The sequence below is a fragment of the Methyloversatilis sp. NSM2 genome, from assembly GCF_038066675.1.
Taxonomy (GTDB): Bacteria; Pseudomonadota; Gammaproteobacteria; order Burkholderiales; family Rhodocyclaceae; genus Methyloversatilis; species Methyloversatilis discipulorum_A.
Genome location: NZ_JBBUKV010000005.1, coordinates 466,846 through 479,250 on the forward strand (window position 1 = coordinate 466,846; position 12,405 = coordinate 479,250).

At 66.6% G+C, this 12,405-nt stretch carries 14 protein-coding genes; 10 read left to right on the forward strand and 4 right to left on the reverse strand.

Annotated elements, in window-relative coordinates; all coding sequences use genetic code 11:
• From WJU27_RS13065 to WJU27_RS13080, 4 genes are all read left to right on the forward strand, one after another.
• On the forward strand, nucleotides 1-522 hold the full coding sequence (locus WJU27_RS13065; protein WP_341422445.1) for an LPS-assembly lipoprotein LptE: 522 nt from the start codon (nucleotides 1-3) through the stop codon (nucleotides 520-522).
• A 5-nt stretch (nucleotides 523-527) separates the two neighbouring features.
• Complete coding sequence (holA, locus tag WJU27_RS13070) at nucleotides 528-1,532, forward strand: DNA polymerase III subunit delta (protein WP_341422375.1); 1,005 nt, start codon at nucleotides 528-530, stop codon at nucleotides 1,530-1,532.
• A gap of 96 nt (nucleotides 1,533-1,628) precedes the next feature.
• On the forward strand, nucleotides 1,629-2,885 hold the full coding sequence (locus tag WJU27_RS13075; protein ID WP_341422376.1) for a glutamate-5-semialdehyde dehydrogenase: 1,257 nt from the start codon (nucleotides 1,629-1,631) through the stop codon (nucleotides 2,883-2,885).
• 77 nt (nucleotides 2,886-2,962) lie between these two features.
• Nucleotides 2,963-3,559, forward strand: coding sequence for a MarC family protein (locus tag WJU27_RS13080; RefSeq protein WP_020163314.1), 597 nt, complete (start codon nucleotides 2,963-2,965; stop codon nucleotides 3,557-3,559).
• 20 nt (nucleotides 3,560-3,579) lie between these two features.
• Here WJU27_RS13080 and WJU27_RS13085 read toward each other — a convergent pair whose 3' ends face one another.
• Together WJU27_RS13085 and WJU27_RS13090 are read right to left on the reverse strand one after the other, a co-directional pair.
• Nucleotides 3,580-4,989, reverse strand: a complete 1,410-nt coding sequence (locus tag WJU27_RS13085; protein ID WP_341422377.1) for a FecR family protein — start codon at nucleotides 4,987-4,989, stop codon at nucleotides 3,580-3,582.
• A gap of 9 nt (nucleotides 4,990-4,998) precedes the next feature.
• Entirely contained in the window at nucleotides 4,999-6,327 is a 1,329-nt protein-coding gene (locus WJU27_RS13090) for a tetratricopeptide repeat protein (protein ID WP_341422378.1), read from the reverse strand.
• Nucleotides 6,328-6,526: 199 nt separating this feature from the next.
• Between WJU27_RS13090 and WJU27_RS13095 the strand changes: the two genes are divergently transcribed.
• Both WJU27_RS13095 and WJU27_RS13100 read left to right on the forward strand, forming a co-directional pair.
• Entirely contained in the window at nucleotides 6,527-7,108 is a 582-nt protein-coding gene (locus WJU27_RS13095; protein WP_341422379.1) for a chalcone isomerase family protein, read from the forward strand.
• Nucleotides 7,105-7,656, forward strand: a complete 552-nt coding sequence (locus WJU27_RS13100; RefSeq protein ID WP_341422380.1) for a methylated-DNA--[protein]-cysteine S-methyltransferase — start codon at nucleotides 7,105-7,107, stop codon at nucleotides 7,654-7,656. The genes WJU27_RS13095 and WJU27_RS13100 overlap by 4 nt, the downstream gene beginning before the upstream one ends.
• Here WJU27_RS13100 and folB read toward each other — a convergent pair.
• Nucleotides 7,595-7,954, reverse strand: coding sequence for a dihydroneopterin aldolase (gene folB / locus WJU27_RS13105; RefSeq protein ID WP_020163309.1), 360 nt, complete (start codon nucleotides 7,952-7,954; stop codon nucleotides 7,595-7,597). The genes WJU27_RS13100 and folB overlap by 62 nt on opposite strands.
• Nucleotides 7,955-8,017: 63 nt before the next feature.
• Here folB and plsY point away from each other — a divergent pair, with 63 nt between their 5' ends.
• Nucleotides 8,018-8,635, forward strand: coding sequence for a glycerol-3-phosphate 1-O-acyltransferase PlsY (gene plsY, locus WJU27_RS13110; RefSeq protein ID WP_296808645.1), 618 nt, complete (start codon nucleotides 8,018-8,020; stop codon nucleotides 8,633-8,635).
• Between the two features lie 6 nt (nucleotides 8,636-8,641).
• Here plsY and tsaD read toward each other — a convergent pair whose 3' ends face one another.
• The gene (gene tsaD / locus WJU27_RS13115; RefSeq protein WP_341422446.1) at nucleotides 8,642-9,652 is read right to left on the reverse strand and encodes a tRNA (adenosine(37)-N6)-threonylcarbamoyltransferase complex transferase subunit TsaD; all 1,011 of its coding nucleotides are present in this window, start codon (nucleotides 9,650-9,652) and stop codon (nucleotides 8,642-8,644) included.
• A 129-nt stretch (nucleotides 9,653-9,781) separates the two neighbouring features.
• Between tsaD and rpsU the strand changes: the two genes are divergently transcribed.
• The 3 genes from rpsU to dnaG all read left to right on the forward strand — a co-directional run bounded on the left by rpsU (nucleotide 9,782) and on the right by dnaG (nucleotide 12,344).
• The gene (gene rpsU, locus WJU27_RS13120; protein ID WP_008061479.1) at nucleotides 9,782-9,994 is read left to right on the forward strand and encodes a 30S ribosomal protein S21; all 213 of its coding nucleotides are present in this window, start codon (nucleotides 9,782-9,784) and stop codon (nucleotides 9,992-9,994) included.
• A 113-nt stretch (nucleotides 9,995-10,107) separates the two neighbouring features.
• Nucleotides 10,108-10,563, forward strand: a complete 456-nt coding sequence (locus WJU27_RS13125) for a GatB/YqeY domain-containing protein (protein ID WP_341422381.1) — start codon at nucleotides 10,108-10,110, stop codon at nucleotides 10,561-10,563.
• Between the two features lie 11 nt (nucleotides 10,564-10,574).
• Nucleotides 10,575-12,344: a DNA primase gene (gene dnaG, locus WJU27_RS13130; protein ID WP_341422382.1), complete on the forward strand. Its 1,770-nt coding sequence runs from the start codon at nucleotides 10,575-10,577 to the stop codon at nucleotides 12,342-12,344.
• The last annotated feature ends 61 nt before the right edge of the window (nucleotides 12,345-12,405 follow it).

Sequence of the window (12,405 nt, forward strand, 5' to 3'; positions counted from 1 at the left end):
ATGCCCGTGAGCGCCCCCGCCAACCCATCCCGCCGCAGCCTGCTGCTGGTCGCCGCCGCCGCGCTTCCGCTGGCGGCCTGCGGCTTCCACCTGCGCGGCGTGCGTGATCTGCCTTTCCAGACGCTGTACATCAACTCCAACCGTTACTCGGAGCTGACAGCCCAACTCAGGCGCGCCATCGAAGCGCAGACCACGTCCAAGGTCGCGGATGACATCAAGGCGGCCGATGCTGTGCTCGACATCACCGAGAACAGGACCGAAAAGGTCATTCTCAGCTTGAACTCGGCAGGCCGCGTCCGTGAGTATCAGCTGCGCCAGCGTTTCTCGTTTCGCGTACGCACGCCGACCAATGATGAGATCGCGCCGGTGGCAACCATCGAGATGCGTCGCGACCTGACGTTCAATGACAGCGACACGCTGGCCAAGCAGGAAGAGGAACAGCTCCTGCTGGCCGAAATGCAGTCGGACGTGATCCAGCAGTTACTGCGCCGCCTGCAGGCGATCAAGCGCAAACCTGCCTGAGCGCGATGCAGCTGCGCGCCGAACAGCTCGACACCCACCTGAAGGGCACGCTCGCGCCGCTCTACGTGCTGCACGGCGACGAGCCGCTGCTGGTGATCGAGGCGGCGGACGCCATCCGCGCCGCCGCGCGTACGCGCGGTTTCAGCGAGCGCGAGGTGCTGGTGGTGACGCAGTACTTCAAATGGTCGGCGCTGGCCGAGGCGGCGGGCAATATGTCGCTGTTCGGTGGCGACAAGCTGATCGACCTGCGCATTCCGACCGGCAAACCGGGCCGCGAAGGCAGCGACGCGCTGGCCCGCTACGCCGCGAACCCGCCGGCCGGCACGATCACGCTGGTGACGCTGCCGCTGATGGACTGGAAAGCGAAGAAGAGCAGCTGGTTCGCCGCACTGATCGAATCCGGCATGGAGCTGGAACTGAACGCGCCCGGTCTTGCGCGCCTGCCGGCCTGGCTGGCCGGTCGGCTCGCCCGCCAGCAGCAGAACGCGACACCGGAAGCGCTGGAATTCATGGCCGGCCACGTCGAAGGCAATCTGCTGGCGGCCAATCAGGAAGTGATGAAGCTCGCGCTGCTTCATCCGCCCGGCGAACTGACGCTCGAACAGGTGCGCAACGCGGTGATGGATGTCGCCCGCTACGACGTCGACGACCTGCGCCAGGCGCTGCTCGCCGGCGACGCCGCGCGCGCCAGCCGCCTGCTCGACGGCCTGCGCGCCGAGGGCGTGGCCGCTCCGCTGGTGCTGTGGATCATCGTCGCCGAGCTGCGTGTGCTGGCCACGGCACGCGCCGAAATGGACGCCGGCCGCAGCGCCGACGACGCACTGTCCGCGGCGCGCATCTTCGGCGCCCGCCAGTCACCGTACAAGCGGGCACTGCAGCGCCTGTCCTCGGCCGCCACCCGCACCGCGCTGATGCAGGCGGCGCGACTGGACCGCATGATCAAGGGCGTGGCGCGTGGCGACGTGTGGGACGAGTTCCTGCAGATCACGCTGCGACTGTGCGCACGCTGAGCGTGGCCGACTGGCAAGTCGCCGCGCTTTCTGCTTTCATCCGTGTTTGACTGCAGTTTCCATAGGGTGCGCGGTCTGAGCATTTCGGGAATCAAGATGGACATCCAGGACTACATGAACACGCTGGGCCGCCAGGCCCGCGCCGCCTCGCGCATCGTGTCGCAGGCATCCACCGCCGCCAAGAACGACGCGCTGATCCGCATCGCCGCTCTGCTGCGCGAGCGTGCGCCGCAGCTGCTCGAAGCCAACGCGGCCGACGTCGACGCGGCGCGCGCCAATGGCCTGGACGCGGCGATGATCGACCGGCTCACGCTGACCGCGAAGGGCGTCGAGACGATGGCCCAGGGTCTGGAACAGGTCGCCGCGCTGCCCGACCCGGTCGGCGAAATGACCGACTTCAAGCGCCGCCCGACCGGCATCACGGTGGGCAAGATGCGTGTGCCGCTGGGCGTGATCGGCATCATCTACGAAGCGCGGCCGAACGTGACCGCCGACGCAGCGGCCCTGTGCCTGAAAAGCGGCAACGCCGCCATCCTGCGCGGCGGTTCGGAAGCAGCGCGCTGCAATCAGGCGGTCGCCGCCTGCGTACGCGAAGGTCTGGTTGCCGCCGGTCTGCCGGAAACGGCGGTGCAGGTGGTCGACACCACCGATCGCGCGGCAGTCGGTGCGCTGATCACGATGCCGCAGTTCGTCGACGTGATCGTGCCGCGCGGCGGCAAAGGTCTGATCGAGCGCATCTCCCGCGAAGCGAAGGTGCCGGTGATCAAGCATCTGGACGGCAACTGCCACGTCTATATCGACGAATTCGCCGATGACGACAAGGCGGTGCGCATCGCCGACAACGCCAAGACCCATCGCTACGGCACCTGCAACACGATGGAAACGCTGCTGGTGCATGTCGCTGCGGCACCGCGCGTGCTCGGCCGACTGGCCGACATCTACCTCGGCAAGGGCGTCGAACTGCGCGGCTGCGAGCGAGCGCGCGTGCTGATACCGGCGATGAAGGCGGCCACCGACGAGGACTGGGCGACCGAATACCTTGCCCCCATCCTCGCGGTGCGCATCATCGATTCGCTGGACGACGCGATCGAGCACATCAACCGCTGGAGTTCGCAGCACACGGACGCCATCGTGACCGAGAACCACACGCGGGCGATGCGCTTCATCCGCGAGGTCGATTCGGCGTCGGTCATGATCAACGCCTCGACCCGCTTCGCCGACGGCTTCGAGTACGGTTTGGGTGCGGAGATCGGCATCTCGACCGACAAGATCCACGCCCGCGGCCCGGTCGGCCTGGATGGATTGACCAGTCAGAAGTGGGTGGTGCTCGGCGACGGCCACGTGCGCAGCTGAACTGCGTGACGGGACGGCACGCCGTCCCGTCACCCCCAGCCCCCAGCCCCCAGCCCCTAGCCCCTAGCCCCAGCGAATTGTCCGACAGCTTCCTCTCCGCCAGCATCCTGCTCCTGCTGCTGTTCGATCCATTCGGTAACGCACCGGTCATGACCGTGCTGCTGAAGGACGTGCCGAAGGCGCGGCGTCAGCGCGTCGTGCTGCGGGAGTGTTTCTTCGCCTGGCTGGCGCTGCTCGTCTTCATGTGGGCCGGCGAGTCGGTCATGAAGCTACTTCAGCTTTCGCAGACCTCGCTCGGCATCGCTGGCGGCGTGCTGCTGTTCCTGATTGCGCTGCGCATGATCTTTCCGCAGCCGGCCGGCGTGTTCGGCGAGTGGGCCGGCGGCGAACCCTTCGTCGTGCCACTGGCGATTCCGCTGATCGCCGGGCCGTCGGCGATGGCCATGGTGATGCTGCTGGTGTCGCGCGAGCCGGACCGCTTCTGGACCTGGACCGGCGCGATGAGCGCCGCCATGGCGGTCACCGCCTGCGTGCTGCTGGCGGCCGGGCCGCTGATCCGTCGGCTGGGTGAGCGCGGAACCTCCGCACTTGAGCGACTTATGGGCCTGCTGCTGTGCGCGGTCGCGGTCGAAATGCTGCTGACCGGCATCCGCAGCTTTGCCGGATCGCTCTGAGCGGCTGATCGACGCGCCCGTCAGTTGCCCAGACCGAGCGAAGTCCGCGTGAACACCGCCGCGCCGCTGACCTTGTTGATGCCGCCAATTCCGCTGTCGAAGGTGTAGACCATGCCCGCGCGCTCGGCGCCTGCACCGGCAAAGAAGCCGTGGAAACTGCCGCTGGGCGGGCTGAACGAACACCCGCTGCAGTTCGAGAATGAACCGGAGAACGCTGCGGTACCGCTGTTGATGCTGCCCGAACCGGTCAGCCCGAAGGTGGTGGCGCTGACCGTTACGTTCATGCCGACGCTGAGCGTGTAGGCCGAGAAATCGGCGGTCATCGACCCGCTCACCGAACCGCCACTGGCACCGCCGGTCGTGGTCGGCGTCGTGTAGCCGCTCAGCGCATAGGTGCCGCTGGCGCCGCCCAGCGCGGCCAGATCCGGCGTCGGCCTGCCGGCGATGTAATGCACGTCGAGCAGCGTGTCGCCGGCGCAGTCGAATTCGCCGGAGCACGAACCGCTGGTCCAGCGCCCCCAGCCGATGATGCCGTCCTGATGCGCTTCGGCAACCGAAGACGCCTGGATGTCGCCATTCGAATTCGACGCCGACACCACCGCATTGCCCTCGAAGGTGGCGCTCGCCGAATCCAGCATCACCTCACCGCCATAGCCGCCGTACTGGTCGACGTACTGGCCATAGACGTAATAGCCGTCGCCGGACTGAAGGGTTCCGTCACCGTCTCCATCGTCCAGCCCATCCAGCACCTCCAGTCCGCCGCCCTCACTACGGTTCTCCGACACCAGGAAGGTGTCGTTACCCTGTTGCGGCGTCAGGTTGCCGCTGTTCGACGGCGGCGGCGGCGGCAGGTCGGTCTTCACTTCGGTGATGACCGGCGGCGTGCTCTGGTCGGCGACATAGGCACTCTGCCCATCGGACACCGTGAGGCAGCCGGCGCCATTGCAGACGTCGACCGCGCCATCGCCGGTCGTCACGTTGATGCTGTTGCCGTAGACGACGGAGAACTCGGTACCGCGGATGCCAATGGTGGCAACCGAGGTGGTGAGCTTGTAATTGCTGCGATTGCCCTTGCCGACCAGACCGGTGATGGTGCGCAGACCGCCCTTGATCAGACTGAAGAAGCCACGGTCCTCGGCCGGCTTGCCGGCAAAGGCGTACTGATCGATGCGGAACTGGGTCTGCGGCTGAAGCGACACCAGCGAGCCGTCGGTGAAGCGCATCTGGGCGCGGCCGCTGCCGGTGTCGACGGTGTCGCCGCTGCCGACCTGAGCACCGCGCGCCAGCACGCGGCTGCTGCCGTCGGCCGCCAGCGCGCGCACGTCGCCCGACGTGAATTCGACACGCGCCGCGTTATCGGCCAGCGCGTGCAGCGGAAACGCCAGCGCGATGGCGAACGTCAGGCGTGCGGGAGTGAAGGGTTTCGCCATGGCGCTCTCCTAGAACGTGCGGCGCACGGCGAACTGGGCGACGCCGCGACGGTATTCGTTGAGGTTGATGCTGGAGTCGTTGCGCACCACGGACACCGACGGCGTAAGCAGCCACTGCTTGGCGAAGGCATAGCTCGCGCCCAGCGACAGCGAGGTCAGGTTGTCGTCGCGCACGCGGGCGAAGATCGGGTCGACATTCGAGTACTCGCGCGCCTCGTGTGCCAGCGCACCGAACAGCATCCAGCGCTCGTCCAGCGTATGCTGCGCGCCAACGCGAAAGCCGATCACGTCGTTGGCCGCGATGTTCACGCCCGAAGGCAGATCGTTGCGACCGGTTTCGGCGCCCAGGTAGACACTGCCGAACAGCATTGTGCGATCGTTCGGCAGAACCAGCGCGTGACCGACGCCATAGATGTTGCGATTGACGTCGCGCACGTCGTTCGTGCCTTCGTAACGCAGGCGGCTCTGCTGGACGAATACGGTGGTCTGGTTGCGCGCATCGTGCGTGTGCTGCCATTGCAGCGAGCCACCGGTGTAGTCGCGCAGCTTGTCGTCATCGACCTCGAACATGCCGAGCTGCAGCGCAGCGGTGATCCGGTTCGCGCCGCGCGTCCACGACACGCCGGCGTTGCCGTCCAGCGCCGTGGTGTCGAAGCGCGACTCACCGCCGTTGAAGCGCGCCGCGCCGGTAGCGCCGGCGAGGAAAGCCCATTCGCGGTTCAGCGGCACGCGTGCATTGACACCGCCAGACAGCGCACTGAACCAGGCGTCGCGACTCTGGCTGGCAGGGTCGAGCAGGAAGGCGCCAAGGCCGGGTACCGCGACCGCATTCTGCGAAGTGGCGCTATTCACATTGGTGTCGCGTCCGACCGCCGCTTCGATGAAACCGGCGAAGGACGGCTTGCCTGCGTCCGGCGCCCGATCGATGGCCGACAGCAGGCGATCGATCGCGCGGGCCACCTCGGGCGGTACGTTCTGATTGCGCACCGCTTCCAGCTCACGCCGGGCGCCGACCGATTCGCCGAGCGCCAGATAGGCACGGCCGATTTCCGCACGGGCGCGCGCATTGTCCGGCTGCACGGCGAGCACGCGTTCGAGCGCGAACACGGCCAGCGTATGCCGCCCGGTCTCCAGCGCCGAAATGCCGAGCAGCAGATCGAACTGCGGATCACCGGCCCGCTCCGACTCCTGCGGAGACAGCAGCTGGTAGGCCGCGGCATGGCGACCGGCTTCGATATGCGCTGCCGCCTGTTCGGTCAAGGATTGAGCGTGCGTGGCGACCGATGTGCCCAGCAGCAGTGCAAACAGCAGCGGATGTGTTCTTTTTTGTGCGCGCATGCGCCCTCCTCGTTGTCGCATTACCGACAACCGACTGACCTTAATGGCCGGATGATTGCATTTCATTGATTGAAAAACAATAGCTTGCACAACCTTATTAAGGTTGATTCCTGAAGCAGGCCGTCATTTCTCACATCTCGCGAGCACGATCGGTGCCCGTCCGCCGGATAATTCGGGGCCCGAACCCGACGGAGTCCCCATGAATCTGCGCGCATTGTGTTTCGTGTCGATGTTGATGCTCTCTTCGGTCGTCACGGCCGTCGAAGTCGAAGGCACGCGTTTCGATCCGACGACACGCCTGTCCGATTCGACGCTTCAGCTGAACGGCGCTGGCGTGCGCACGCGCTTCATCATCAAGGCCTACACCGTCGCCCTCTACCTCGGCGCGCCGGCCGACAGCCTGGACGCAGCAATGGCCGCGGCAGGCCCGAAGCGCATCGAGATCGTGCCGCTGATGAGCTTTTCCGCAACGCAGTTCACCGAACCGCTGGTCAAAGGCATGAAGAAGAACCTGCCGCCAGCGGAATTCGAGGCGATGCAGCCGCGCATCCGCGCTTTCGTCGATGATCTGATGGCGGTGCAGGAGGTGAAGAAGGGCAGCCGCATCGGCCTCGAATGGCTGCCCGGCCGCGGCACCCGTGCCGTGATCGACGGCAGGGAAGTGAGCAAGACGGTCGAAGGCGACGATTTCTACCGCGCGCTGCTCGCCATCTGGATCGGCCAGAAACCGACCCAGGACGACCTGAAGCAGCAGTTGCTCGGCGCCAGACAGGCGCAATGATGAAGGACTCCGACGCGACCGACTGGGACGCGGTCATCGCGGCGCCCGGCTTCGCGCTGGGCATCCGCACGGCGGACGATGCGCTCACGCTGATCGAGTTCCTGTCGCCGCAGTCGCCGCAACCGGCGCGCACGCTACTGGCGGCCGAAGCCGCACGCCAGATCGACGCCTACCTGCGCGATGCCCGGCACCGCTTCGATCTGCCGCTGGCTCCCGGCGGCAGCGCACATCAGAACGCGGTGTGGGCGGTGATGCGGCAGATCGCGGTCGGCGACACGCTGACCTATGGAGAGGTGGCGCGCCGCATCGGCTCCGCGCCGCGCGCCGTCGGGGCGGCCTGCGGCGCCAATCCGCTGCCGGTCGTGATTCCCTGTCATCGCGTCGTCGGGGCGGGTGGCGCACTGGGCGGCTTCGCGCACGCGACGCAGGGCTTTCTGCCCGGCATCAAGCGCTGGCTGCTCGCGCACGAGGCCGCGACGCGCGATTTCAGGCTGTCGGCGATCGCCCCCGCTCTATCGTCACGCCGACCTGACGCACGTCCTTCATGATGCCGGTCTTGGCGATCGAAATCCGGACCCATGACGCGCGGAAGTCGTTCAACATCATGTTGATGACGAACTCGCCCAGCGTTTCGAGCAGATTGAAGTGGCGCTGTCCCAGTTCGGCGCGGATGCGATTGACCACCTCAGCGTAGTCGATCGTGTCGTTGATGTCGTCGTTCTGGGCCGCGGCGTCGGGCACGCCGAAGGTCATGCTGATCTCCAGCTGCTGCGTGTGCGCACGCTCGCGCGCGTAGATGCCGACCGATGCGGTCACCTTCATGCCTTCGATGAAAATACAGTCCATGTCTGCCCAGATGCCCGTGTCGAACTAGAATTGCCGGATTCTACGTCCGACCCGTCGCCCATCGTGAATTCAGCTTCCAGCATCGCCATCGCGATCGCCCTCGGTTACGCACTCGGCTGCATTCCCTTCGCCGTCGTCAGCAGCAGGTTGTTCGGCCTGGCCGATCCACGCACCTATGGCTCCGGCAATCCGGGCGCCACCAACGTGCTGCGCTCCGGCAACAAGAAGGCCGCGCTGCTTACGCTGATCGGCGACGCGCTGAAGGGCTGCGTCGCGGTATGGCTGGTGCGCGCGCTGGGCATGGGCGACAACGCCGCACTGCTGGCGGGGGTGGCGGCCTTCGTCGGCCATGTCTTCCCGGTCACGCTGGGCTTCCGCGGCGGCAAGGGCGTGGCGACCGCGGCCGGCGTAATGCTGGCCGCCGAACCGATGGTGGGGCTGATCGCGCTGGGCATCTGGCTGGCGGTCGCGCTGCTCACCCGTTACTCGTCGCTGGCGGCACTGGTTGCCGCATGCAGCGCGCCGATCAGCGGCCTGCTGTACACGCAGTCTGCCGTTGTGTGCGGCGCGCTTGCCGCGATGTCCGGGCTGCTGATCTGGCGCCACGCGGACAACATCCGCCGGCTGATGAATGGCACCGAAAGCCGCATCGGCGGCAAGAAAGCCCAGAACGCGGGCTGAGCCCGCTCAGAGCGTGTCGAGCGGCCAGCGCGGCCGTACCGCGATGGCGTGTTGCGACGACGACGCTGCCACGCCCGCTGCCAGCCGCTGCGCGCCAGCAAAGGCGATCATCGCGCCGTTGTCGGTGCACAGCGCCAGCTCCGGATAGAACACGCGCCCTTTCCGCTGCGCCAGTTCGACGTCGAGCCGCGCGCGCAGACGCCGGTTGGCACCGACCCCGCCGGCCACCACCAGCTGGTTCAGCCGGGTCTGCCGCAGCGCAGCCAGCGACTTGGCGACCAGCACGTCGACCACCGCTTCCTGGAACTCGGCCGCCAGATCGGCACGCCCGGCCTCGTCCAAACCCTTGTTCACCGCGTTCAGTACGGCCGTCTTCAGTCCGGAGAAGCTGAAGTCGAGATCGCCGCTGCCGAGCATGGGCCGCGGCAGCTTCAGACGCCCCGGCGAGCCCTGCTGCGCCAGCGCCGCCAGGTGCGGCCCACCCGGATACGGAAGGCCGAGCAGCTTGGCCGTCTTGTCGAAGGCTTCGCCGGCCGCGTCGTCCAGCGTCTCGCCGAGCATTTCGTAGTCACCGACCGCCGACACGCGCATCAGCTGCGTATGGCCGCCGGACACCAGCAAGGCGACGAAGGGATAGGTCGGCGGGTCCGCCGACAGCAGCGGCGACAGCAGGTGCCCTTCCAGGTGATGAATCGGGATGGCCGGCCTGTCGAGCGAGAAGGCGAGCGATTCGGCGAACGCCGCACCGACCAGCAGCGCGCCCGCCAACCCCGGCCCCGCCGTGTAGGCGATGGCGTCGATGTCGCCGGCGGCTATGCCCGCTTCGGCCAGCACCTGACGATACAGCGGCACGATGCGCCGTACGTGATCGCGCGACGCCAGCTCCGGCACCACGCCGCCGTACGCCTGATGCAGATCGATCTGCGAGTGCACGGCGTGCGCGACCAGACCTCGCTGGTCGTGGTACAACGCCAGCCCTGTTTCGTCACACGACGATTCGATGCCAAGTATCCACATGCGGCGCATTGTACTTGCGCGCCCCGCAAATCGGACTTGGCACATCGCCGGCACCGAGATATACTCGCCGGCTTTCCGTTATGCGTCCGCTCATATCGAGCAGCGGGCGCGCCATTGAGGGCTGTTTGTATGCCGGGTATTCGCGTCAAGGAAAACGAGCCGTTTGAAGTTGCGATCCGCCGCTTCAAGCGCACCATCGAAAAGGCTGGCACGCTGACCGAACTGCGTTCGCGCGAGTTCTACGAAAAGCCGACGGCCGAGCGCAAGCGCAAGCTGGCTGCCGCCGTGAAGCGTCACCACAAGCGGCTGCGCAGCCAGACCCTGCCGCCGAAGCTGTACTGATTCGCCGGACCCTGCAAGGCTGCAGGGCTTGAACCCAAAAAGCCGGATGCGCAGTGACGCATTCGGCTTTTTGTGTTTGTTGCTTCCCTTCAACCGCCGCCGCGAGTGACACCATGAGCCTGAAGGAACAGATCAGCGAAGACATGAAGACCGCGATGCGCGCCAAAGACAGCGCGCGTCTGGGCACCATCCGCCTGCTGCTGGCCGCGATCAAGCAGAAGGAGGTGGACGAGCGCATCGTGCTCGACGACGCCCAGGTCACCGCCGTGATCGACAAGATGTTGAAGCAGCGCCGCGATTCGATCAGTCAGTACGAAAGCGCCGGCCGCCAGGATCTGGCGGACGCCGAGAAGTTCGAACTCGAGGTACTGACCGCCTACATGCCGCAGCAGATGAGCGCGGACGAAGTACGCGCCGTCATCGCCGACGTGATCGCAGCGGTCGGCGCCGCCGGCCCGGCCGACATGGGCAAGGTGATGGGACCGCTGAAGGCGAAGCTGGCCGGTCGCACCGATATGGCGCAGGCGTCCGCGCTGGTGAAGGCCGCGCTGAGCGGCAACGCCGGCTGAGCGACGGCGGGATGATCCCGCAGTCCTTCATCCAGGAACTGCTCAACCGCGTCGACATCGTCGACGTGGTTGAGCGCTACGTCCCGCTGAAGAAGGCCGGCGCCAACTATCAGGCCTGCTGCCCCTTCCACAGCGAGAAGACACCCTCATTCACGGTCAGCCCGGCCAAGCAGTTCTATCACTGCTTCGGCTGCGGCGCGCACGGCAGCGCCATTGGCTTCCTGATGGAATATTCCGGGCTGAGCTATCCGGACGCCATCGAGGAACTGGCGCGCAACGCCGGCATGACCGTTCCGCGCGAAGACTTCACGCCGGAAATGGCACAGCGCCGTCAGCAGGCGGCATCACTGACCGAGGTGATGGCGCGCGCCGCCCAGCATTACAAGCAACAGTTGAAAAGAAGCCCGCGCGCGATCGACTACCTGAAGGGCCGCGGCCTGTCGGGCGAGATCGCCGCCCGCTTCGGCATCGGCTACGCACCGGACGACTGGCAGGGCCTGCGCGAAGCGTTCGACGATTACGAAGCTGCTGCGCTGGCCGAATGCGGCCTGGTTATCGACGCCGAACCGTCGGAAGGCCAGAGCAAGGGCCGACGCTACGACCGCTTCCGCGACCGCGTGATGTTTCCCATCCTTGATGCGCGGAACAATGTGATCGGCTTCGGCGGCCGCGTGCTCGACCGCGGCGAGCCGAAGTATCTGAATTCCCCGGAAACGCCGTTGTTCTCGAAGGGCCGCGAACTGTACGGCCTGACGCAGGCGCGCGCGGCGATCCGCGACCACGGCTTCGTGCTGGTGGTCGAGGGTTATATGGACGTGGTGGCGCTGGCCCAGTTCGGCGTCGGCAATGCCGTCGCCACACTGGGAACGGCGACCACCCCCGACCACATCCACAAACTGTTCCGTCAGACCGACCGCATCGTGTTCTGCTTCGACGGCGACCGCGCCGGCCGCAAAGCCGCGTGGCGCGGGCTCGAATCAGCGCTGTCGGAACTGAGCGACGGCCGCAGCGCATCCTTCCTTTTCCTGCCGACCGAGCACGACCCGGACAGCTTCGTCCGCGAACAGGGCGCGGACCGCTTCCGCCAGCTCGCGCTGTCGGCGCAGCCACTCAGCGAATACCTGCTGCACGAACTGCAGTCGCGCTGCGACACGCGCAGCGCCGAAGGTCGCGCCCAGTTCATCAATGAAGCCAAGCCGCTGGTGACACAGATCCCCGCCGGCGCCCTGCGTACCCAGCTGCTGCACCTGCTGGCACCGGCGGTCGGGCTGTCGGCGCAGGAGTTGGCCGAAGCCTGCGGCTTGCGCATGCCGCGCCGCACTGGCCGCTACAACGCGCCGCCGGCGCCGGCAGCACCGCGCGTCGCACCGACGACGCCTGCGCGCAAGCTGCTGTGCATGCTGATGCAGCGCCCCGCGCTCGGCAGTAAGGTCGGACACCTGGAAGACATCGATGACGACCCCTGGCTGCGTGCCGTGCAGGCGATCGCCGATTGCATCGAACACGGCGATATCGATGCCGGCAACACGGCTGCGCTGGTCGAGTACTTCAGGGACGGTCCGCACGGACCGTTGATCGAGGACGCGGTCGCTGCGGCGATCGACGATCCGGCGGACGAGGGTGCGCTGCCGCACATGTTCGACGACACGCTGCAGCATCTGAGGAAAACGGGAATTTCCCGCGCAATCAACCATCTGACGATGCTCGGCCGTCAGGCGCCGCTGACCGCAGAGCAACAGGCCGAACTCGGCCGTCTGCTCCGGGAGAAGGCGCGGACTTGAAAGACGAGAAGCCAACCCCTAAAACGGGTATAATGACGGGTTTTCCCTGTCGACCGCTTAC